The sequence below is a fragment of the Psychrobacter nivimaris genome (assembly GCF_904846365.1).
In the GTDB taxonomy this organism is placed as follows: Bacteria; Pseudomonadota; Gammaproteobacteria; order Pseudomonadales; family Moraxellaceae; genus Psychrobacter; species Psychrobacter nivimaris_B.
The window spans coordinates 67217-91647 of sequence record NZ_CAJHAL010000008.1 but is presented as its reverse complement, the minus strand read 5'-3'; the positions used below and the strand labels follow the sequence as shown (position 1 = coordinate 91647).

Here is a 24431-nt window from a genome sequence, read left to right as displayed (position 1 = left end):
AATAATATCAAAGTTTCACAGAGAGAAACCTGCTTTCTTTTACTTTATTTTCTGTTGTTTTAGTGGAAAAACACAATTTAGACATTATAATCGAATAAATTCACTATTAAGGCTTGAGAAATGCCAGACAATCATATTGATAGTACAGGAACTGCAGATATAGACGAGATAGATAGACAGTTGCTACGCTTATTGCAAACACAGGCGCGTATGAGCATTACTGAACTCGCTGAGCGCGTCAACCTGTCTGCTACCCCTTGCGCACGTCGTATCAAGCGCTTAGAAGATGCGAACATTATCACTGGCTACCATACCAAAACCGATGCGCAAAAACTTGGCTATCCGCTAGCCGTGTTTATCGCTATTAGTATGGATCAACATACAGCAGAACGTTTTGAGCAGTTTGAACGCAAAGTTCAGAGCTTTGAGGAAGTCATTAGCTGTAGTATTGTCACAGGACGCACGGAAGACTATCTGATTAAGGTCAGGGTACGTGATATGACACATTACGAAGAGTTTTTATTGCATCGCCTCAATCGTATCGAAGGCGTGGCCCAAGTTCATACCAGTTTTGAATTACGAGAAGTATTTAGCCGTAGCGTGGTTTAGACGAGCTTAGCTGTCTTTGGCGACTGTCGACGAAACCATACCAATAGTACAAATCCGATCATTAATCCGATAGCAGCGACAAGCAACCCTGCATTGAAATTGCCATCTCTCCCTGCCAGTGCCACTGTCACCAAAGGTCCCAAAAACTGCCCCAATGCATAAGCCAACGTTGCCAAAGCAATCAGTAAATTAGAATAGGCAGGATTGATGTTTTTAAACAGTGTCAGTGTCATCGATACCATACCGACGAAGGTCAATCCCAAAATCGCAGCATTGCCATATAATCCAAATGCACCATCAAACCATATCGGCAAGCACATCCCAAATGCTTGCAATACCGTCAGCCCCATTAAGGTTTTTATCTCACCGATACGTTTGGCAAGCGCGCCCCATAGGGGGTTTGACAACATCGCAAAAATACCAACGACCAACCAAATCATGAGTCCAGCATACGTCTGTGTTGTTAGACGTTGTGCTGCCATAACGGGTAAAAAAGTTGCTGAGCTGATATAACCAAACCCTGCCAGTACGTAGCTGACAAAAAGTAAAGTAAGCGCTTTATGGTGTCCAGAAATTGCTTCGTATAAGGAGCGTTTAAAGTTTACATAGGTCTGGTGCACTGACACGTGTTGCTTGGCATCAATCTGCTGTGAATCAACAGCCCGTACTTGTCTTGGCTTTATCGCATACAGTAGCCATACAAGCGGCAAACTGGTGACACCTGCGACTAGCCAAATTACATCGAAGTGATAGTCTAACTTCAATAGCCACCACGTCACGATGGCAGAAGCGCTAATGCCAACGCCAATACCTGCATAATGAACTGCTGATAATACAGAACGGCGCTCAGGGCTAAGGGTTTGAATGACAAACGATGAGCTTAGAATCATCGCCACGCCACTTGCAATGCCTGCGATTAAGCGGATGATATACCATAGCATGAGCGACATATTTGGTATGACAAGTAGCATCGTGGTGACAACACTGATAATCGCCCACAGCGTCATCGCCTGCCATGTCGAGCGCTGAGGCACAAACATGGCGATAAGTGCACCGATAAAGTAGCCGATATAATTGATTGATGCCAGCCAGCCTGCAATGGTCGTTGATAGCGACAATTGCACCATAATATCCGGTAAGGTGGCAGTAAACAGAAAGCGTCCATAACCCATAACGACTGCCATGCAGTACATACCGATACAGGCAATGGCAGTTTCGTTGGTAATCGTCGGGACCATACGGCTTTTAAAAGCAGTCATCATGACAGAGCCATTTTTGCGGCAATTAGCACACAATCCTTTGTGTTAGACAGTCAAAAGCAGTAATAAATAAACACAGAAATAGAGAAGTTATTAAATATAGTAGGCAAGCATAAAGTATCCGAGAAAACTATGATACGTCTAACGTTGGCGTCTCTACCGTATCTTGCCCTAGCATTTGTACCCGCTGATCGCTAAACATATCCATATCTGGAGCTAGCGTACGCATAAACCGATCAAAATACAACATCTGTTTGGTCAATAGAGCAAAGTCTCGTGGGAAATGGATGCCATGACGTTTGCCAACTTCGACAATCTCAAGCATCATTTTATTGAGCTCATCAGCTTGTTCTTTACTATTAAACGGTACACCGCTGGTAAAGGTTTTATCTTCTGCCATGATGGTTATCATCATACGCTGTAAGTCATTCCCAAGTGCAGTCACATCGACTTTATTGCCACCATGCGTCATTTCCATATCAATCATATGGTGCGCCATGGCTTGGTAGTCACTATCTTGCATGGCTTGCATCATGCCCATACATGCACGCCAGCTCTCAGCTTTGAGCTTACCGACGATACCAAAATCCAAAAATCCAATACGGCCATCGGTCAATAGCATCAAATTGCCCGCATGCAGATCAGCATGGAAACTATTGCACAGCATAAGACTGGCAAACCATGTGTTCAAAGTATCTGCCATAACTTGGGCAGGATCTACACAGTATTGACGCATGAGTGACTCATCGACCATAGAGACGCCATATAGACGGCTCATCGTTAGTACACGCTTGGTAGTCAGCTTTTCATAGACAGTTGGTGCAACGACACGAGTATTACCTGATACCGCTAAAAACTGCTGAAAATCGCGAATATTCTGTGCTTCGGCGATAAAGTCAGTCTCGGCAAGCATACGCAGGCGAATCTCATCAATAATCGGTGCAATACTCGCAAATTTCATCGATGGCATCAATATTTCAAGTAGCTTAGTTACGCCATGCAATACACCCAAGTCGGTCTGCATGATGGTTTCGACGCCAGGTTTTTGTACCTTTAGCACCACTTCATCACCATTGTGCAATCGTGCTGCATGCACTTGAGCGATAGAGGCGGATGCTAGTGGCTCTGAGTCAATATGCGCAAACTTATCAGCGAGCGTCATACCATCAATCGCCAGCTCCTCTGTCAGAACTTGCTCGATATAAGCATAAGACAATGGCGTGGTTTGATCCAAACAGCTCTGGAAAGCCTTGACATAATCACGTGGAAACAGCGACGGTGTACTGGCGATAAACTGACCGATTTTGATATAAGTCGTACCTAACTGCTCAAAGGTTTCTTTGAGTAGCATAGCGTCAGGTTTTTCACCTTTTGCCACTCTTAGCGCAGACAGACCTGCCACGCTCGCTGTTTGGCGAACACGATTAACGACATTAAAAGTATGCTTTAATAAATGCGGACGATGAATTTTCATAAAAAACAACTATGGTAATAAGAAGGAGGTTTGAAGATAGGCAATACAATATAAAAGTGCGTTAAAATCAGATTATTCAGTTATAGTCGGTTCGATATAATTTGGATACAAGGAAGGCAAGTGAAAGTACTACAACTCGTAGACTAAGCAAGCTTAACACCGTATCCAATTTATAGAGAGCTGACTATAGGACTGCTACAGACAGGACACTGTGAGTCTTTTCGATAGCCCATCAGCCGCTGCTGCATCTGACTACCATCCCATATGAGCAGCTTGTTTGTCAGTGGATTTTTGGTTAATCCTAAATATTGTAATGTGGCATTGGCTTGTAGGTTACCCATAACCGCAGTGGTACTGGCCAGCACTCCTGAATTGGCACACGTACGTTCGTCAGCGGCTTCGTCGAGCACTACGGAGCCGAACACGCAATGATAGCAACCAGTATCGAGCTGAGGTTCGAACAGTGCTAGCTGTCCTTGCATCGCAATTGCCGACGCAGACAATAGAGGGATCTGGTAGCGTACACTAATACGATTGATGATGTCGCGCGTGGCAAAATTATCCGTACAGTCTAAGAGTAAGTCCGGCTTGCCTGCTGCCATATCGAGCAATTCATAAGCGTTGTATTCGTCTAATCGTGCCACTGTTCCGCGAGCTTTTATCAAAGGATTGATACGCGCTAACATATGCGCTGCGGTCAGTGCTTTGGGTCTACCAATATCGTCCGGTAAAAATAGCGTCTGGCGTTGTAAGTTGCTCGCCTCAATCTCGTCATCATCAATCAGATGGACATAACCCACCCCAGCACGCACCAATGTCTCAGACGCAGGACAACCAAGGCCGCCTGCCCCTATTATGACCACACGTGCTGTCTTTAATCGCAGCTGAGCGTCCATATCCCAACCGTCTAATAATACTTGCCGAGCATAACGCAGCAGCTCGTCATCCGATAGCTGTACCATCTCTTCTACCATATTCATCTACAACCTATAATCAAAGAAATCTACTACCAAAAAACTATCTACTGGACTTGCCCTAGCGTAACGCGATCATTATCACCGTAGTCTTTTACGGTATGTACTGATTCAAAACCACTATCCAAAAACAACTTGCGAACAGCATCACCTTGATCATATCCATGTTCAATAGCTAATAACCCACCTGTACAGAGATATGTCGTTGCTTGCTGGACGATATGCTCGATATCAGCCAAACCCTGATTGGATGCACTGAGCGCACTAATCGGTTCAGCTGTTAGACCTGCCAAATGCTCGTCTGTCTCGTCAATATAAGGAGGGTTGGAGACGATGATATCAAACTGCGGCTCATCATTAGTAGGTAGCGCTTGATACCAACTGCTTTGGAAAAATTCGACATTGGCAACATTATTGCTCACGGCATTGTGCTGAGCAACTTTGAGCGCCTCTGACGATAAATCGACTGCCACGACTTGCAAATTAGCGTGTTTTAATTCATGGGCAAGACTGATAGCGATACAACCTGACCCTGTCCCCAAGTCTAGTAATCGTTTATTACTAAGTTGCGCTGGCTGAGCGTTTATCCAGTTCAATACCTGCTCGACCAGTACTTCGGTATCAGGCCTAGGAATCAAAGTATGCTCGTTTACCTTAAAGCTAAGCGACCAAAACTCCTGCTGTCCGGTTAGGTACGCAAGCGGTATGCCTTGCTGCATTTTTACCACGCCGTCATTGAACCGTGCGACCTCACTATCAGTGAGCTGATAATCTTCATCCGTCATCAACGCTATCGCAGGCTTATCAATGACATACAACAACCAATCCGTTAGCCAAAACGACGGTAGCCGATTATTTGACTCACCATTCGTCAGTTGTTGAATCTGCTGCTTGATTTGACGAATGGTCGATATGGTCATAGATAGCTCTTAAATAACAGTGAATGAATAAAGGTAAAATACTGTTTAGCCTACTCTGATGCGCGTGGTGGCTCTTTGGTATCGGTCAGGTTAGGATTGGTTTTACTTAGCTTGTCACCTACCCCGTTACCACCGCTGCCATCATTATTGTCATCGCCATAAATATCATCGTTGTCACCAATGACAATATGTCTATCGACAAAGTAGATCAGTGCCAGAATTGGAATACCAATGGCAAAGGTAAAGATAAAGAAAAACGGGTAACCCATATTATCGACGATAGCACCAGAATAACCACCCATCACTTTTGGTATCAGGGTCATCAATGAGGAAAAAATCGCATACTGTACCGCGGTAAAGCGAATCGAGGTTAGTGCTGATAAGAAAGCGATAAATACAGCGCTCGCAAGGCCCGCAGCCAAGTTATCAAATATCACTGCCATATACATGATCGGCAGGCTACCTGGGTTGTATGTCAATACCACAAACAACAGGTTGGTCGCACACGCTAAAATCGCACCAATCATCATGGCATGCATAATACGGAAACGCTGAGCCAAAATACCACCCAAGAAGCCACCTGCAATTGCCATAATCACACCGACCAGTTTTACGGCATTGGCGATATCTGTTTTGCTAAAGCCCATATCTTGATAAAAGACGTTGGAGATCACGCCTGCGACGATATCTGAGATACGGTATAGACCAATCAAGGCTAAGAGTAGCAGGGCTTTTTTGCCATAACGTCGGAAAAAATCTAAAACAGGCTCGATCCATGTTGCCATGGCCACTTCTTTTTTCACCAGTCCTACTTGTACCAGTGCATAACCTGCTGCCATCGCCGCGCCTAGGCTTACTAATAAGTGCAAGGTTTCTACAAAGAAACTAGAAAACGCGCCTTCGAACTCTGGCAGGACTTGCCCCATCAATATATAAGCAGTGATAAAGGCAATCACTGAAAATACAAACAACGCTACCAGTCTGACGTAGTCTTCACGAGTTTCAGCGACCAACGGGGCTTTGTTAATGATTTTTGGTTGATTAATAATAAAGTACAGTAATAACAATGGCGCGCACGCGACCAATGCTAAAAAGTAAAACTTAATCGCTGGCATTACCATTAGTGGTATCAAGGCCACTGTGCTATCAAATACTGTATTGATCAAAATATTAATTAGGTAAATAACACCAAACAGCAGACCTGGGATAAGTAGTAACGCTGAATAAATCAGGAATACTTTTAAGTTACCCTTCTGCTTTTTACTTTGCAGGGTCTCAGCGGTTGGCTCATAACTGGCAAATGTCGTTAATACCCCTAACGTCATAACCCCTGCCATGATGTAATAGGTGTTGCGCCACGCTTCATAACTATAAAATGTCTCATTTGAGCCGAAATAATCAGCCAAATATAACGCGCCTGCCCCTGCGACAATCATACCGATACGGTAGCCTGACACATAGATAGAGGACAGAATAGACTGCATAGATGGCGGTGCAAGCTCAATACGGTACGCATCAATCACGATATCTTGTGTCGCAGAAGAGAACCCAAGCAGCACGGCCGCGCCTGCCATATAAACCAAGACATCTTCGCTAACAGGATTTACCCTTGCCATCAAAAAGATTGCCAGCACGATAAGCAGCTGTGATACCACCATCCAACTACGACGACGCCCTAGCCACTTGGTCAAAAACGGTACAGGGAGCGCATCAATCAATGGCGCCCAAATAAACTTGAACGAATACCCCAGTGCTGCCCAGCTGAACATAGTGACGACACTACGATCAATGCCTGCTTCTCTCAGCCATAGCGACAGACTTGAGAAAATCAGCAGAATGGGTATACCCGCTGAGAACCCCAAAAACAGCATAATAATGACACGAGGATCGAGATAAGCTTTTGTAGCCTCGCCCCATGACTTTTTGGCAATTGGTTGATTGGGCGGTACAGATTTGACAGCAGACATAATAACTCACCAACAATTCAGACAAAGAACACAACCGCGCACAATTTTTATCAATCTTTAAAATCAGTTATCGACAAAAGGATCGATAAAAATTGCTCTACGTTGCACCAATATTATCATTACAACAAAATCCAGTTATGGTACTTGAGAACCTTTATCTTGACTAGATGTTTTTGCATTAACTTAGCGATTGCAAGCCATGTACAATCGCTTATATTTCTTAATCGTAACGCAAAAAACCGCAGTGTTTTACCAAGGTTATCTTAGCTCTCTTTTTTATTGCTAATTTCTGTTTTGAAAGATGTCTGACAATGACATTATTTATAGGTAATATAAAGGTAGTAGTAAAACTGACGCAGGCTTCATTAGTTGGGTGTACTCTATTGGTTTATTCTTAATTGGCGATAATAAGCGCGGGCGTTAATAATGATTGAGATAAACAAAACATCAAGTCTTTTATGATTGGTAATTTAAAACTTATAATTCTTATATATTAGTTTTATAAATCTACTCAGCTTAGTTATGCTTTGTACATAAACAACGACTACCGAGATTCACGGTTTGTTCTTTTCTATTATCATAGCCTAGGAGTTATACCATGTCCGACTCAACCAATAACACCACTGACAAAAACACTGCCCCAGATGCTGCTCGTTGTCCTGTAGATCATGAAAGCAACAATAATAATGCGACTACTAACACAACCTATGACCAGGGTGATGGTCAAGGCCCAACGATTCATAGCGAAAACGTTGATAACTCGCACGAGCCTCAGCGTCCGAGCATGGGTGGCTGCCCTGTAATGCATCAGGCACATACTACCACGGCTTCTGCTGCGACAGATTGGTGGCCAAATGCACTGAACTTAGACATATTGCATCAGCAAGACAAAAAGACTGACCCAATGGGTGAAGACTTTGATTATGCTGAAGCTTTTAAACAGCTAGATCTAGAAGCGGTCAAAACTGATCTAAAAAATCTAATGACTGAGTCACAAGAATGGTGGCCAGCGGATTGGGGTCACTATGGCGGCTTGATGATTCGTATGGCTTGGCATTCAGCTGGTACGTATCGCGGTGCTGATGGTCGCGGCGGCTCTAATACTGGTAACCAACGCTTTGCACCATTGAACAGCTGGCCTGACAACGTCAACCTTGATAAAGCCCGTCGTCTATTGTGGCCAATTAAGAAAAAATACGGCAATAAATTGTCATGGGCCGATTTGATGATTTTGGCAGGTAACATGGCTTATGAATCTATGGGCTTTAAAACTCTAGGATTTGCTGGCGGCCGAGCTGATATCTGGCATCCAGAAAAAGACATCTACTGGGGTTCTGAGCGCGAATGGTTAGCTGCTACCAAAAACCGTTATGACAGCGACGAAGACCGCGCGTCACTAGAAAACCCACTAGCAGCAGTACAAATGGGCTTGATTTATGTCAACCCTGAAGGTGTGGATGGTAACCCTGACCCATTAAAGACTGCTCAAGATATGCGTACTACCTTTGCTCGTATGTCAATGAACGATGAAGAGACGGTCGCTCTAACTGCTGGTGGACACACCGTTGGTAAATGTCACGGTAATGGTGATGCAACGATACTAGAAGACGAGCCAGAAGCTGCTGACATTAAAGAGCAAGGTCTAGGCTGGCGCAATCCTAAAGGTCGTGGTAATGCAGGTGATACCGTTTCAAGTGGTATCGAAGGCGCATGGACCACCAATCCGACCCAGTGGGACCACGGTTACTTTGAACTACTATTGAACCACGAATGGGCACTAACTAAAAGTCCAGCGGGTGCATGGCAGTGGGAACCAACTGATATCAAAGAAGAAGATCGTCCGTTAGATGCTCATGATCCAAATGTCCGTCGTAACCCAATCATGACTGATGCAGATATGGCATTGAGCAAGGATCCTATCTATCGTGAGATTTCAGAAAAGTTCCATAACAATCCAGAGTACTTTGATGAAGTATTCGCTAGAGCGTGGTTCAAACTGACTCACCGCGATTTGGGACCAAAATCTCGTTACTTAGGTGCTGATGTACCAAGCGAAGACTTTGTATGGCAAGACCCTATTCCTACAGGTAATACGGACTTGACTGCTGATGATATTGCAACGCTAAAAGCACAGATTTTAGACAGTGACATTAGTCGTCGTGAGTTGATCATCACAGCATGGGACAGCGCTCGTACCTTCCGCGCTTCGGACTATCGCGGCGGTGCCAACGGTGCACGCATCCGTTTAGCCCCACAAAAAGACTGGGCAGGCAACGAGCCAGAACAATTACAACGTGTACTTGAGACATTGACCAGCATTCAGTCTGGCTTTGATAAAGACGTTAGCTTAGCAGACCTCATTGTGTTGGCTGGTAATGCAGCTATTGAACAAGCAGCAAATGATGCAGGCGTAGATATTACTGTACCGTTTAATCCAGGTCGCGGTGATGCTGACGCTGAAATGACTGACGCTGAATCTTTCGCTGATTTAGAGCCGCTACATGATGGTTATCGTAACTGGATTCAGGGCGACTATGCGGTATCACCAGAAGAGATGCTACTTGATCGCACGCAATTAATGGGATTAACAGCACCTGAGATGGTCGTATTGCTTGGTGGTATGCGAGTGCTTGATACCAACCACGGTCAAAGCCAACATGGCGTCTTTACTGAACGTGCTGGTGTGCTTACCAACGACTTCTTTGTCAATCTAACAGACATGAACTATACATGGCATCCTGTAAAAGCAGCAGACAACACTGCCAATAGCTACGAAGTACGTGAGCGTGGTACAGGAAACGTCAAATGGCAAGCAAGCCGTGTAGACTTGGTATTTGGCTCTAACTCTATATTACGTGCTTATGCTGAGCTATACGCGCAAGATGATAACTTAGAGAAATTCGTTCGTGACTTCGTCCGCGCTTGGAACAAGGTTATGAATGCAGATCGCTTTGATATTGCTAAATAAACTGAGTTTGAAGTTGGTCAGTATCGACTAACTAATAGTAATAAATAACTTTATAACTGACGAACAGCTATCTTTCAAAAGGTAGCTGTTTTTTATGCTTAATAATGACCGTTCTTTATGAACTATTAGGTCAAATGGCTTCACTGACTAGACAGCGTTTACGGAACGGATAATTTTTTAGCATTGCAAAATACAAATTCTATATTCATAATTATCATAAATTGATAGCTATTTATTATATACAAGAATAATAGCTTTGTTTTACACTACTTTATTACTGTATGTTCAGACATTTTTACTTTCATATACAGACGAGGTTTGTATATTTATACGATAGGATTAAGTTATGGCAATCGACGTAGTGGTCAACCAACGGCATTTGCAGATTCAGCTCAAACAGCTAGAAACAGTATGGCATACGGTGATTAACGGTTATAACTTAAGCCAAGCGGCGACCGTGCTACATACCAGTCAATCAAGCTTATCAAAGCATATTGCTGCGCTAGAAAATCAGTTAAAGACGGAAGTATTCGTGCGCCAAGGCAAACGCCTGACGGGACTGACCACTATGGGCACAGCGCTCATGCCGCATATCGAGTCTATCTTTGCTGAAATTCGTACCATTGAAAACCTAAGTTTAGACTTTAATAATCCTAATATCGGTACGTTGACGATTGCCACCACCCACACTCAAGCGCGTTATGTACTGCCGCAAGTGGTTAAAGAATTCAAAGATCGTTTCCCAAAAGTAAATTTGATTTTACAACAGGCAGATCCTGAGACCATCGCTCAGATGGTCATCCGTGGTCAAGCCGATATCGGTATTGCCACTGAGTCCTTGCTGCATAATAATTATCTTAGATGCTATCGTTACTATGACTGGACGCATCGCGTTATCGTACCAAGTGATCACGAACTGGCTAGTCAAGAGTCTATTGATCTGCCCACGCTTGCCAGCTATCCGATTGTGACTTATCACGGTGGTTTTACAGGACGCGGCGCGATTGACAAGACATTTGATGAAGCAGGGTTAGAGCCGGATATCGTATTAGCGGCGCTCGATGCCGATGTGATCAGCACCTACGTCGGTCTAGGCTTAGGTATTGGTATCATCGCAGAAATGGCATTTGAGCCAAGCCATTATCAAAACCTAACGGCCATCCCCGTCGATCATTTTGGTCGCTTTACCAGTTGGATGGCGGTACGTGATGACGCAGAAATCCGTCAATATGGACGCGCTTTCATGGAGCTATGCCAAAAGCAATTTGCAAATTAATGAGCATTTGTTAAATAAAGTATCTCAGACTTGCTCACCCTTACTAGACTGAGCTGTGGATGATAAAATAGATTCTAGAACGTTATTCAATGTTTCTTTTATATATTATTCACACTTGTATTGATATTTGGTCGAATGAAATTGATTAGCGACTAAATATCAATACATATTAACTTGCTCTTTTGTAAACAGGTGATACCGCTCATGGAAAAATTCGTAGCGATCATTATGGCAATTTTTGCCGCCCCTCTACTCATTGGCGGCGCTTATTTATTGTCCTTAGGCGGTAGTCCTTACTACCTCATTGCTGGCGTCATTATACTAACGACAGCTTTTTTATTGTTCAAAAAACACTGGAGTGCTTACGGGTTATATGCGCTATTTATCGTAGCGACCATGGCTTGGGCACTTTGGGAATCTGGGTTCTATTGGTGGGCGCTAGCACCTCGAGTTGGCTTCCCGCTTATATTTGGTTTGCTCATGCTATTGCCATGGGTATCCAACAAAATGCGTGGGCCTAAAACTCAAGTAAACGCAAATGCTGCAGCTAATGCATCAACCACAAATACTGCTAAGAAAAGCCCTCTGTACTATTGGGGTCTGCTCGTAAGCGTGGCCGTAGGTGCACTACTCTCTTTTGGTAGTCTAGCTAATAATGCCACTGACAAACTCGGTGAGCTTGATTTGACTGCTGCAAATGATGACGAGCAAAACGTCAGCTCAGATGAGACGTCAGCTAACCTTGGTGATCCGTTATCAAACGGTCAGCAAACACCAGATGGCGAATGGAGCGCGTATGGTCGTACTGATTATGGTCAGCGCTACTCACCTCTAGATAAAATCAATACCGATAACGTCAAAGATTTAGAACTGGCATGGCAAATCCAAACAGGTGATGTCAAAGGGCCTAACGATGTCGGTGAGACCACTTATCAAGCAACACCATTAAAAATCGGTAACGGTTTATACCTATGTACCCCTCATAACTGGGTACTAGCGCTAGATGCCGACTCTGGTGAGACGCTATGGAAGTTTGATCCTCAAGTAGAGGAAAACTTACAACGCCAGCACCAAACCTGTCGCGGCGTATCTTATTATGCTGGTCAAGCAACCAGTCCTGTGCAAGTACAAAAAATTGCTGGTAATACCTTTGAAAACGCATCTAAGCAATGTGATGCCAAGATATTTATCCCAACTTCTGATGCGAAACTATATGCACTCGATCCAAATACTGGGCAACGCTGCCAAGACTTTGGTGATGATGGTGCATTAGACTTGATGCATAACATGCCGTTCAATCAAGCAGGTTACTATTATTCTACGTCACCACCAGTCATCGCCGGTGATACCATTATCGTAGCTGGTGCTGTCAATGACAACTATGATGTCAACTCGCCTTCTGGTGTAATCCGTGCGTATGATGTCAATACCGGTGAGCTTCTTTGGAACTGGGACTCAGGTGATCCTGATAATACAGCGCCTTTTGATGTCAATGATCCAACTCAAACTTACAAGACCAGCTCACCAAATTCATGGTCAGTCGCTACTGCCGATGAAGAGCTTGGATTAGCGTACTTCCCTATGGGCAACCGCACACCGGATCAGCTAGGTAGCTACCGAAATGCTGCTGAAGAAAAATATGCAACGTCTGTTGTCGCTCTAGATATCGAAACTGGTGAAGCACGCTGGGTTCAGCAGTTTGTCCATCATGACCTTTGGGACATGGACACGCCTGCTCAGCCAACCTTACTTGATCTAGATACGGCCGACGGCGTACAGCCTGCGCTGGTTGTACCAACCAAACAAGGCGATGTATACGTCTTGAACCGCGCAACGGGTGAGCCTATTGTACCGATTAAAGAACGTCCTGCACCGCAAGGCTATCTCATAGCGGGAGAGCACGCAGCGCCAACTCAGCCTTATTCTGGCTTGAGCTTTGAGCCTGAACCACTGACTGAAAAAGACATGTGGGGTGCCAGTCTCGTCGATCAAATGATGTGCCGTATTGAGTTCAATCAGCTCAACTATGATGGTCGCTATACCCCGCCATCAACAAATGGTAGCTTGGTCTATCCTGGTAACTTTGGTACCTTTAATTGGGGCGGTATTGCAGTCGATCCTGAGAATGGCGTGATGTTTGGTATGCCGACTTACTTGGCATTTACCTCAAAACTCATTCCTAGAGACACGTTGGGCGATGCAGAAACCAATAAAGGCGAGCAAGGCGTCAATGCCAATGAAGGTGCAGATTATGCAGTAGAATTGGGGCCCTTCTTGTCACCATTAGGCGTACCTTGTCAGCAGCCACCATGGGGCACGATCGCTGGTGCTGACCTAGCCACAGGTGATATCGCTTATCAACGCAAAAATGGTACGGTACAAGACTTGTCTCCTATTCCTATCAAACTGGAATTGGGCGTACCTGGTATCGGTGGACCTATCATCACTAAAGGTGGCGTCGCGTTCTTGTCAGCGGCGACAGAAAACAACTTCCGAGCTTATGACTTGAAAAATGGCGACGTACTATGGAATGTCCGTATTCCAGCAGGTGGTCAAGCCACGCCAATGACTTACTTGAACTCTAAAGGTGAGCAAATGGTCGTATTGGTCGCAGGTGGTCATGGCTCAGTTGGCACAACCATTGGTGATTATGTCTTAGCTTATAAGCTTAGCGACCAAGATAAATAATGTTGCATTTGGTGCTTAAGATAATGATAAATTAAATAACCATTATCTTATAATTGACTAATTAGATAAGCAGGTAACCTAGGTTGCCTGCTTTTTTTAATGCCATCTTTTTTTAATGCCATAGTATAATGCTGCTAAATCCTTTTATTACCTTACTTATGGTTTATTTATCGCTTATTTTGACAAACGACAACCTTTATAAATACACCTTAATAATTGTTAAGCGAGCTTAAAAACAGAGTTAACTGACTTTGTTATGATTCATTAACAGTGACTAGCGGCACTTGAAACTACCACTGTCTATAAGCATATCAGTAGAAAATAATTTACACACTACTGGAACATTTATGAGTAATAAAATCCCTTTGTCTTTCCTAGACCTCGCACCCGTCCCTCAAGGCAAAACCATCGCTGAAGGCATCGCCCAAACGGTGGAAACCGCGCAGCAAGCAGAAAAATCAGGCTTAAACCGCTACTGGATGGCAGAGCATCACAATATGCCGGGTATCGCCAGTGCAGCCACATCAGTACTACTATCGCATATCGGTAGTCAAACTAGCCGTATCCGTATTGGTGCGGGCGGCGTTATGCTACCGAACCATGCCCCTCTCGTGATTGCTGAGCAGTTTGGTACTTTGCAGGCATTGTATGGCGACCGTGTAGACCTAGGCCTAGGCCGTGCGCCCGGTACTGATGGTGCGACGTTTCAGGCACTTCGTCGACAAATGAAAGATGCAGAACGCTTCCCACAAGATGTGCAAGAGCTGATGTATTTCCTAGGTAATGATACAGATGGCAGCCCTGTACAGGCGTTCCCTGGCGCAAAATCAGGCATACCGATTTGGATATTAGGCTCTTCTCTATTTGGTGCGACTTTGGCTGCACATTTAGGACTACCTTATGTGTTTGCCTCTCACTTCGCCCCGCAAATGCTTGGGCAAGCAATTGAGGCTTACCGTGAACAGTTTAAACCGTCTGTCTATCTAGATAAGCCTTATGTGATGCTAGCTGCAAACTTATTGCTGGCTGATGATGATGCGACCGCCGAGTATCATTTTACTTCAGCACAGCAGAGTTTTGTACGTCTGCGTCGTGGTGAGACAGGTCAAATGCCTAAGCCTACCCACGATATGGACAGTATCTGGAGTCAAGCAGAAAAAATGATGGTAGACAATGCATTGTCAGTATCATTCATTGGCTCTGTCGACACGGTCAAACCAAGACTCGCTGCGTTTTTGGCAACCTATCAGCCAGATGAGCTAATTGTGACGGCCAATATCTATGACCAAGCTGCCCGTATCCGTTCACTTGAACTTACACCGGAGCTAAACTTATTTACTTTACAATGAAATGAGACACTTGCATAATTATTGATGAACCTTAACTGGATTTTTGACATGGAAGCAACTCCCATTATCGGTGCATCGCTCATGATTGGCTCATCAATATTTATGTATATCATCGCCTTTCTTGCAGTTATGGCTATCGGTGGTTATTTGACCTATCGTACTAGCCCAAAGCGTAAGCAGCGCCGTGAAGACAAGCGTAATAGTGAACGCTAGATTAATAAAAAAGCCCTCTTTCCTTATTTGAAAAGAGGGCTTTTTTAATGCTGTCAAAATTAGATAAGGCGAAAGTACTTGCTTATTTAAAGATAGTATAAAATCTGCATTACATCAATCCAAACGCACGTAACGTCGCTGCCCCAATCGCCATACCAAACATGCCGACAACAGTGGTAAATGCCAAAATATTAGCCGCTAATACGTCATTGCCACCCATTGCTTTTGCCATGACATAGCTGGCTGCAGCTGTTGGTGATGCGACCATCAAAAACAAAACCCCCATATGCACGCCTGACAACCCGAACCCAAGTCCAACAGCGATAGCAATCAATGGCGCAATGACAATTCGCCCAATGCTCGCCTGCATGGATAAGCCCGAAGGATGCAACATAGACTTTAGGTTAATACTAGCACCTGCACAGATCAGTGCTAGCGGCAGAGCCACCGCTGCCAGTAAGTCGCCAGTCGTATGAATTACCCCAGTAAGCGGTGGTAACGGCAATGCTTTGTAGACGAATGCCCCAACCAATGCCAAAATCAAAGGATTGGTCAGTAATTTTTTCACAATCATCGTGCCGCGACTAACCCATGTGTCATCCACGCTTTTGGATACGCGGCTTAGGGTAATGACCGCTAAGATATTAAACAGTATCGTCACCACGCCCATATAGACAGCACCGATACTTAACCCTTGCGCGCCGTAAGCGTTGGCCACGGTTGCAAGGCCAATGATGGCCATGTTGCTACGGAATACGCCTTGTACAAACACACCTTGGTCCTCAGGACGCTTGACGAAGCGTTTGGCATAAAACTCTGCGCCAATAAATAATATAAACGTCACCAAGATACCAACAAGAATAAGCGTAATTTGCTTACCATAATCGACGTCGCTATCAACCACGCTAAAAAACAATAAACACGGCAAGCAATAATTAAAGACAAAACTTGATGCCTGATCGATAAAAGTTTGGCTTGCCTCACCGCGTCGTTGCATAAAAAAACCCAACCACATTAAGGCAAGGTTGGGTAAGACAATGGTAATAGCAAAAACAATAGCATCAATCATAAGTAGACTCAGTTCGGTGACAAGCCCATCAATATATGGACATCAGCGAGACAAATTAACAAGTAGTAAGAAAATTTACTGACCTAGTATAGAGACAAAGTAGCAAGTAGGACAAGGTTACAGGTGACTTTCTTTTAAAACTGACTGTTTTTTTGACAAACAAAAGCCCGTAACGAAATGTCGTTACGGGCTTTTTATACTATAAGTGCCTTATTATAAAAGGCTTTATTACATAGCTGTTATGAGTCCAATGCAGCTTTTGCTTTTTTATACTTTTTAACCGTCATCGCCAATAACTGAATGGCGGCAGGTGTAACCCCACTCACTCGTCCGGCTTGGGCTAAAGTCGAAGGACGGACTTGCGTGAGTTTCTGTACAATCTCATTTGATAGACCTGACACGATACTATAATCAAAATCTAACGGTAGCGCCGTGTTTTCTAAACGCTTCATTTGATCGATATCTTCTTGCTGACGATCGATATAGCCTGCATATTTGACAGAAATCTCTATCTGCTCACCCACTTGCGCATCAACCGTTGAGTCAGTGATAGCGGCGATATCAGCAAAATGTATTTGCGGACGCTTTAGCAAATCGAAGGCGGTCGACTCTTTAGACAACACTTCACCTGTTTGCTCGGTCACTTGTTTACCTAAAGCATTAGCAGGCGTGGCCCACATATCTTTTAAACGTGAAGTTTCTGTGGCGATGGCTTCTATTTTCTCTTGATAGGCTTGCCAGCGTACATCGTCTACTAGACCTAGCTTACGACCAGTCTCAGTCAAACGCTGATCGGCATTGTCTTCACGTAAGAGCAAGCGATATTCTGCACGGCTCGTAAACATACGATACGGCTCGGTAGTACCGTGGGTAATCAAGTCATCGACAAGCACCCCAAGATACGCTTCATCGCGGCGCGGTGTCCATGTGTCAAACTCGCTATTATTAGTAGTGACCAATGCCGCATTGGTACCTGCTAGCAAACCCTGCACGCCCGCCTCTTCATAGCCTGTCGTACCATTAATTTGACCAGCAAAGTACAGACGATCAATCGACTTGGTTTCAAGCGTTGGCTTGAGGTTTTGTGGATCAAAGTAATCATACTCAATCGCATAACCTGGACGAGTAATATGGGCGTTTTCTAAGCCTTTCATACTATGAATAAAGTCTAACTGCACATCAAATGGCAAACTGGTCGAGATACCATTTGGATACAACTCATGCGTGGTCAGACCTTCTGGCTCGATGAAAATCTGATGGCTGTCTTTATCCGCAAAACGATGAATCTTATCTTCAATCGATGGGCAATAACGCGGGCCTACGCCTTCGATTTTTCCAGAGAACATTGGTGAACGGTCAAGGTTTTCACGAATAATGTCATGAGTACGCGCATTGGTATGGGTTATATAACAATTGACCTGCTCAGGATGCATAGAAACATCACCCATATAGCTCATCACTGGCAACGGCGTATCACCCGGCTGTACCGTCATCACGCTGAAATCAACACTACGCGCATCGATACGTGCTGGCGTACCCGTTTTTAAACGACCAACTGGCAGCTTGAGCTCACGTAAACGATCTGCCAACTTGATAGAAGGCTGATCCCCTGCACGGCCACCATTTGAATTCTCTAAACCAATATGAATGACACCGCCCAAGAAAGTCCCTGAGGTCAATACGACTGTTTCGGTCTTAAAGACAATACCTGTAGAAGTCACAACAGCCGTTGCACGACCATTCTCTACCAAGATATCATCAGCGGCTTGCTGGAATATATCTAGGTTTGGCTGGTTCTCTAGCGTATGACGGATAGCCGCTTTGTACAAGATACGATCTGCTTGCGCACGCGTGGCACGAACGGCAGCCCCTTTACGGCTGTTTAATACGCGAAACTGGATACCAGCCTTGTCCGTTGCCAGCGCCATTGCACCGCCCAACGCATCAATCTCACGCACTAAATGCGATTTACCGATACCGCCAATCGCAGGGTTACAACTCATCTGTCCGAGCGTCTCAATATTATGCGTCAACAATAAGGTCTGTGCGCCCATACGTGCAGCCGCCAGAGCAGCTTCTGTACCGGCATGACCACCGCCGATCACTATCACGTCGTAATGTTTTGGGTATTGCATGTGTGCCTCACTTGACTCATAACGCTGCTGATTGCCATATCTTATGTTCAAACAAGAAAACAATCAGCAAATAAACGTCAGTCGAATTTATAAGAAGATAACGACTCAGATAAGTCGTTCATAATTGGTTGAATAACCTATCATTATAACAATTTTTTCACGCTTAAAAAACGCTAGGACAAAAACTATTATAATTAAGCGCAAAGATATTTATGCCATCATCACTTTGGTTGCTAGCTTTTGAGTTCGTGATGATGTCTTAGTTATTACTGTTTCCACGGCTAAGCGGTACGATCTGATCTGATTGCCCACTAGACAGCATATGATGACTACCATACCCTTCTGGATTGATCTGTAGATAGGCGTTCATTTGACCAATCGCCTCACCATCATCACTGGCCAAAATCTGCTCTTTGATAAGCTCAACTGGCGGTAATGGTAAGTTTTTGAGCAATGCCAAGCGTTGATGGTTATCACCCTTGTTGACTACCAACTCGATAAGCTGACGGGCATCAATAGGCAAATCTGGCGTGTTTTGTGCTAAAAGTGCCAAATGATAAGCGCCTGCAGGGTCTTGGTCTACAACGATGCGCTGCTCAATCGCAACATATGTCGCTTCAGTTGCACCGCCCGCCACACTCAGCTGATGAATACATTTAAGGGCTGAGTATGACTCATTATTAGCAATCTCAATAATACATGTCGATACATTTTTTAAACGTTCACGGCGTTTTTCAATCGCTGCCTGCTCAGCCGCTTCTCTTTGCTCGTTTAACTGTTCGCTGGTTTGGTTATTCATAAAGCTCTCTTACTCATCTGATAATTATTATTTATATCGCTGGTATCTTGGACACTATATGGGGGTAAATCCCATAAAAACAACGAAGCCTAATGACATAGGCGCGTGAAAATACTAATGGGGACAAGAATAGATACGCTACTAACGACAATAATAGCGACAATAAAAAACCCAAATAGCCATTAAATGACTACTTGGGTTTGCTGTGCTCGTATCTTACAAAGGCTAATTGGACATTAAAGACATCCAATTCACACTTTCAAGTATTAAGCAGCAGGGCTGTTTGCTTCAACCAATGGCTTTAACTCGCCTGATTGATACATTTGCAAGATAATGTCTGATCCGCCCATTAGCTCGCCATCAATCCATAACTGCGGGAACGTTGGCCAATTCGCGATTTTTGGCAACGTTGCACGGATTTCTGGGTTTTCTAAAATGTTTACAAACGCAAATGGACGACCAATCTGAGTCAACACTTCAATAGAGCGCGCTGAAAAGCCACACTGTGGAAATTGCGGTGTGCCTTTCATGTAGATAATAACTTTATTGTCACGGATTTGATCACGGATCAATTGTTCAACGTCGTTTGCAGCAGTGTTTGGGGTTTGCTCACTCATAAAAGCTCCTATTGATAAAGCGGTTCATTAAAATGATTATTTATATAAAATAATTGTATAAAGACGTGGCTGATACATGGGGCGACTGCCGCTGTATTACAAGCACGAATTTCAATCTATGTAGGTTCGACAGCATTAGGGACTAATAATACCACGGCATTGGCCATGATGCCCTCTTGACGACCCGTAAATCCCAATTTTTCAGTCGTGGTCGCTTTTACACTGATATTGCTAATATCTGTTTGTAAGTCGCTAGCGATATTAGCGCGCATTGCTGGATTATGCGGCGCTAACTTTGGACGCTCGCACATTACCGTAATATCAGCATTACCTAGGCTATAACCAGCCTCTTGCACTTTACTATAAACATAACGCAGCAATACTCGTGAATCCAATCCAGCATGTGCCGCATCGGTATCGGGAAAATGCTGCCCGATATCGCCAAGTGCTAAAGCACCAAGAAGCGCATCAGCCAATGCGTGCAAGACCACATCACCATCAGAGTGTGCCAGCAAACTGTGAGTATGCTCAATAGGCACGCCTGCTAGAATGACATATTGTTGCTGCTGACCATTATTATGAAAAGCATGAACATCGATACCTTGACCAATTTTTATCATTATTATTCCAAGATGAGTTAAAGGTGATTAAAATAATTCAAAACCACTATCTGAATTTTCAAAGTGGTTTTACTAGTAGCCAGACACCATCGGTCGCCACCAGTTTCAATTAACTGGTATAATATGACGTTTATTTTATCATAATACCAGATCCAAAAGACAAGCTGACGTTGTTATGCTGAGACTACCTATTGTAGTGATTGCACAACACTTGGCGGCGGCATGTACTTTGGATAACGTATAAATAGTTGAGCCGTTTTATGTCAGCCATACAAAATACCTCAAGCACAACCGTTTCTGAGTCTTTTCATGCTCATCGCCCTTTAACACTTGCTGATGTCGAAAATCCTAGCACCAAGCATGTGATCGTCGGTATGTCAGGCGGGGTCGATTCTTCTGTATCAGCCGTTCTACTTCAGCAGGCAGGCTTCAAGGTCGAAGGCTTGTTTATGAAGAACTGGGAAGAAGATGACGGTACCGAATACTGTACCGCGATGGATGATTTAGCAGACGCCCAAGCCGTATGTGACAAAATCGGTATGAAGCTGCACACGGCCAACTTTGCTATGGAATACTGGGATCGCGTATTCGAGCACTTTTTGGCGGAATATAAAGCAGGCCGCACTCCAAACCCTGATATTTTGTGCAATAAAGAAATTAAGTTTAAGGCGTTTTTGGACTATGCGTTGACCCTTGGGGCAGATTATATCGCTACTGGTCACTATACGCGCCGCAGTGTGAATTATACTAATGATGACGGTGATGAGGTTGCGCAGCTCTTACGCGGTCTTGATAATAATAAAGATCAAAGCTATTTCTTACATGCGGTTGGCGGTGACAAAATCGCCAAAACGCTATTTCCCGTTGGTGAGCTTGAAAAGCCAGTGGTACGTCAGATCGCTGAAAATCATGACCTAGCGACGGCTAAAAAGAAAGACTCTACAGGCATTTGCTTTATTGGTGAGCGCCGTTTTAAAGACTTCTTACAGCAATATTTGCCTGCCCAAAAAGGCGAGATACTTACTGATGATAATAAAGTCATCGGTACTCATGATGGCCTCATGTATTACACATTGGGTCAACGCGGCGGCATCGGCATTGGCGGCGTTAAAGACCGTCCGGAAGAACCATGGTTTGTATTGGCAAAAGACTTAGAGAAAAATCGTTTAATCGTCGGTCAAGGGCATGAACATCTCATGCTAATGAGCAACGAGCTAAAAGCCTATAAGCTCGATTGGATTGATGGTTTACCACCTGCGGATGTGTTTAGCAACGAAGGTCTAGCCTGTATGGAAAAGTCTCGCTATCGCCAGCCAGACCAAGCCTGCCGCGTATTTGCGACCAATGCTGATGGCAGCGAAGTGCGCGTGGTATTTGATGAGCCACAGCGCGCTGTCACCCCTGGTCAGTCAGCGGTATTTTATATCGATGAAGTATGTCTGGGCGGCGGCGTGATTGAATCTATCGATGCACCTTGCGGATTCTAATTGATTCCTAAGACCCAACTTAAAGCAGAGAGGTTGATGCAGTGAATAGATTGAGTTTAACGAGCGTCAACATCGCTTTATTTGCATAGACCGCTTTTTTAATATCATATTTCTGCTATATTACGCGCAACGATTTTGACGTCGTTTATTATATGGTAATTTTTCATCCAGACTCTTGCAGTTTTTTATTTCATAACTACTGAGGCATAACCATGACCCCACTTACCGCTCTCTCTCCAATTGATGGCCGTTACGCATCAAAGGCTGACAGCTTACGTCCTTATTTATCTGAATTTGGTCTAATCAAAGCTCGCGTTACGGTAGAGATTCGCTGGTTGCAGTCTTTGGCTGACAACAGCGCAATTGGTGAATTAGCAGCATTTGATGACCAGACCAACGCTTTTTTGAATGCAATCGTTGATGATTTTAGCGAAGCAGATGCTCAAGCTATCAAAGACATCGAAGCGACGACCAATCATGATGTAAAAGCGGTTGAGTACTTTATCAAAGACAAGTTCCGTGGTCAGGATGCCTTGATTGACTCACTTGAGTTCATTCATTTTGCTTGTACCAGTGAAGATATCAATAACCTATCGTATGCATTGATGCTAAAAGACAGCCGTGAGCTCGTCGTTGCCAAAATGCAGCAAGTGACTGATAGTATCGTTGACTTATCTATTGCTCATGCTGACCAACCAATGCTATCACGTACGCATGGTCAGACAGCCAGTCCAACAACGCTTGGTAAAGAGATGGCAAATGTGGCCTATCGCCTAGCCCGTCAAATCAAGCAAATCGGTCAAGTAGAGTTGTTAGGTAAGATTAACGGCGCCGTTGGTAACTACAATGCCCATTTTTCAGCATACCCTGATGTTGACTGGCAGAGCCATGCTGAAGCGTTTATCAATCAGCGTCTTGAGTTAACGTTTAACCCTTATACGACTCAAATTGAGCCACACGACTATATCGCTGAATTGTTTGATGCTGTTAAACGCTTCAATACAATCTTGATCGACTTCAACCGTGATATTTGGCAATATATTAGCTTAGGCTATTTTAAACAGCGCCTAAAAGATGGTGAAGTTGGCTCTTCTACTATGCCGCATAAAGTTAATCCAATTGACTTTGAAAACTCTGAAGGTAACTTAGGCGTTGCCAATGCGATGCTGGCCCATTTGGGTGAGAAGTTACCAATTTCACGTATGCAGCGTGACCTATCGGACTCAACAGTGTTGCGTAATATCGGTGTTGGCCTAGCCCAAAGCATGATTGCGTTTGACGCTTGCTTAAAAGGCGTGGGTAAACTTGAGCTAAATGCACAGCGTTTAAATGATGATTTGAATCAAGCACAAGAAGTGTTGGCAGAACCGATTCAAACGGTCATGCGTCGCTACCGTGTTGAAAACCCGTATGAAAAGCTAAAAGCCTTGACTCGTGGTAATGCCATGACTCGTGAAGCCATGCTAACGTTTGTCGAAAGTGATGAGCTATCAGCAGTTAGTGATGTGGACAAAGAACGTCTACGTGCATTGACGCCTGCTACTTATATCGGTAATGCCGCTGAGCAAGCACGCGCTATTAAAGAATGGATTGTCAAGCTTTAATAACTAATAAGAGCATACTGATAATAAGATCGGACTAGAAAGGTAGGAGCGCCTAGTATTATTTACTCGCTCCTATCTTGATAGCTATTGTCTAAATAAACAGTAACCTTACTTTGAATACTATGACTGGTTTTGATTCGATTGCTTTTGATTCAAAACCCATAGTCGATAAGTAAGGTTTTATTTTTTATCATCATCGTCATCACTGTCGCCCGGTATGATAGCTTTACCCACAGCAACGGTTCCTTTGACCACGCCTTTAGTGGTTTTATAAGCAACTTTAGCAGGTACTGTGACAATTTTGTGGACACAGGCTTGTAGCAAAAACACGCTAGCGATGATTGCGATCAAGTGCAATTTTTTCATAACTTTCCTACGATTTAGTGACTACTCTGATGATAAC

19 protein-coding genes are annotated in these 24431 nt (G+C 44.1%); 8 read left to right on the top strand and 11 right to left on the bottom strand.

The window, feature by feature from the left end; translation table 11 throughout:
* The first annotated feature begins 120 nt into the window (after window positions 1-120).
* Window positions 121-609 (top strand): Lrp/AsnC family transcriptional regulator, encoded by a 489-nt coding sequence (locus JMX63_RS05440; RefSeq protein WP_201571451.1) that lies wholly within the window; start codon window positions 121-123, stop codon window positions 607-609.
* Here the strand turns inward: JMX63_RS05440 and JMX63_RS05435 are convergent.
* The 5 genes from JMX63_RS05435 to JMX63_RS05415 all read right to left on the bottom strand — a co-directional run bounded on the left by JMX63_RS05435 (window position 606) and on the right by JMX63_RS05415 (window position 7203).
* Window positions 606-1871 (bottom strand): YbfB/YjiJ family MFS transporter, encoded by a 1266-nt coding sequence (locus tag JMX63_RS05435; protein ID WP_201571449.1) that lies wholly within the window; start codon window positions 1869-1871, stop codon window positions 606-608. The genes JMX63_RS05440 and JMX63_RS05435 overlap by 4 nt on opposite strands.
* A 127-nt stretch (window positions 1872-1998) precedes the next feature.
* Entirely contained in the window at window positions 1999-3342 is a 1344-nt protein-coding gene (locus JMX63_RS05430; RefSeq protein ID WP_201571447.1) for an ABC1 kinase family protein, read from the bottom strand.
* A 170-nt stretch (window positions 3343-3512) separates the two neighbouring features.
* Window positions 3513-4316 (bottom strand): HesA/MoeB/ThiF family protein, encoded by an 804-nt coding sequence (locus tag JMX63_RS05425; protein ID WP_406947827.1) that lies wholly within the window; start codon window positions 4314-4316, stop codon window positions 3513-3515.
* A 47-nt stretch (window positions 4317-4363) separates the two neighbouring features.
* Window positions 4364-5236 (bottom strand): peptide chain release factor N(5)-glutamine methyltransferase, encoded by an 873-nt coding sequence (gene prmC, locus JMX63_RS05420; RefSeq protein WP_201571438.1) that lies wholly within the window; start codon window positions 5234-5236, stop codon window positions 4364-4366.
* A 50-nt stretch (window positions 5237-5286) separates the two neighbouring features.
* The gene (locus JMX63_RS05415) at window positions 5287-7203 is read right to left on the bottom strand and encodes an AmpG family muropeptide MFS transporter (protein ID WP_201571437.1); all 1917 of its coding nucleotides are present in this window, start codon (window positions 7201-7203) and stop codon (window positions 5287-5289) included.
* Between the two features lie 784 nt (window positions 7204-7987).
* Here JMX63_RS05415 and katG point away from each other — a divergent pair.
* The 5 genes from katG to JMX63_RS05390 all read left to right on the top strand — a co-directional run bounded on the left by katG (window position 7988) and on the right by JMX63_RS05390 (window position 15697).
* Complete coding sequence (gene katG / locus JMX63_RS05410) at window positions 7988-10171, top strand: catalase/peroxidase HPI (protein WP_201571470.1); 2184 nt, start codon at window positions 7988-7990, stop codon at window positions 10169-10171.
* A gap of 346 nt (window positions 10172-10517) precedes the next feature.
* Window positions 10518-11447, top strand: coding sequence for a LysR substrate-binding domain-containing protein (locus JMX63_RS05405; protein ID WP_057759664.1), 930 nt, complete (start codon window positions 10518-10520; stop codon window positions 11445-11447).
* Window positions 11448-11651: 204 nt separating this feature from the next.
* Window positions 11652-14135: a glucose/quinate/shikimate family membrane-bound PQQ-dependent dehydrogenase gene (locus JMX63_RS05400; RefSeq protein ID WP_201571436.1), complete on the top strand. Its 2484-nt coding sequence runs from the start codon at window positions 11652-11654 to the stop codon at window positions 14133-14135.
* Window positions 14136-14482: 347 nt separating this feature from the next.
* The gene (locus JMX63_RS05395) at window positions 14483-15484 is read left to right on the top strand and encodes an LLM class flavin-dependent oxidoreductase (protein WP_201571435.1); all 1002 of its coding nucleotides are present in this window, start codon (window positions 14483-14485) and stop codon (window positions 15482-15484) included.
* A 48-nt stretch (window positions 15485-15532) separates the two neighbouring features.
* A complete protein-coding gene (locus JMX63_RS05390) occupies window positions 15533-15697 on the top strand; it encodes a hypothetical protein (RefSeq protein WP_160021934.1) in 165 nt (54 codons plus the stop codon).
* 109 nt (window positions 15698-15806) lie between these two features.
* Here JMX63_RS05390 and JMX63_RS05385 read toward each other — a convergent pair whose 3' ends face one another.
* The 5 genes from JMX63_RS05385 to ispF all read right to left on the bottom strand — a co-directional run bounded on the left by JMX63_RS05385 (window position 15807) and on the right by ispF (window position 20937).
* Window positions 15807-16766 (bottom strand): AEC family transporter, encoded by a 960-nt coding sequence (locus tag JMX63_RS05385; protein WP_201571434.1) that lies wholly within the window; start codon window positions 16764-16766, stop codon window positions 15807-15809.
* A 239-nt stretch (window positions 16767-17005) separates the two neighbouring features.
* The gene (mnmG, locus tag JMX63_RS05380; protein WP_201571432.1) at window positions 17006-18901 is read right to left on the bottom strand and encodes a tRNA uridine-5-carboxymethylaminomethyl(34) synthesis enzyme MnmG; all 1896 of its coding nucleotides are present in this window, start codon (window positions 18899-18901) and stop codon (window positions 17006-17008) included.
* A 259-nt stretch (window positions 18902-19160) separates the two neighbouring features.
* A complete protein-coding gene (locus JMX63_RS05375; RefSeq protein ID WP_201571430.1) occupies window positions 19161-19700 on the bottom strand; it encodes a hypothetical protein in 540 nt (179 codons plus the stop codon).
* Window positions 19701-19966: 266 nt separating this feature from the next.
* On the bottom strand, window positions 19967-20317 hold the full coding sequence (grxD, locus tag JMX63_RS05370) for a Grx4 family monothiol glutaredoxin (RefSeq protein WP_057759647.1): 351 nt from the start codon (window positions 20315-20317) through the stop codon (window positions 19967-19969).
* A gap of 116 nt (window positions 20318-20433) precedes the next feature.
* The gene (gene ispF / locus JMX63_RS05365; protein ID WP_201571428.1) at window positions 20434-20937 is read right to left on the bottom strand and encodes a 2-C-methyl-D-erythritol 2,4-cyclodiphosphate synthase; all 504 of its coding nucleotides are present in this window, start codon (window positions 20935-20937) and stop codon (window positions 20434-20436) included.
* Between the two features lie 374 nt (window positions 20938-21311).
* Here ispF and mnmA point away from each other — a divergent pair, with 374 nt between their 5' ends.
* Both mnmA and purB read left to right on the top strand, forming a co-directional pair.
* Entirely contained in the window at window positions 21312-22424 is a 1113-nt protein-coding gene (mnmA, locus tag JMX63_RS05360; RefSeq protein ID WP_455566973.1) for a tRNA 2-thiouridine(34) synthase MnmA, read from the top strand.
* A 212-nt stretch (window positions 22425-22636) separates the two neighbouring features.
* Complete coding sequence (gene purB / locus JMX63_RS05355) at window positions 22637-24028, top strand: adenylosuccinate lyase (RefSeq protein WP_201571423.1); 1392 nt, start codon at window positions 22637-22639, stop codon at window positions 24026-24028.
* A gap of 180 nt (window positions 24029-24208) precedes the next feature.
* Here the strand turns inward: purB and JMX63_RS05350 are convergent, their stop codons facing one another.
* Window positions 24209-24394, bottom strand: a complete 186-nt coding sequence (locus tag JMX63_RS05350; RefSeq protein ID WP_201571421.1) for an NF038104 family lipoprotein — start codon at window positions 24392-24394, stop codon at window positions 24209-24211.
* Window positions 24395-24431: the final 37 nt, after the last annotated feature.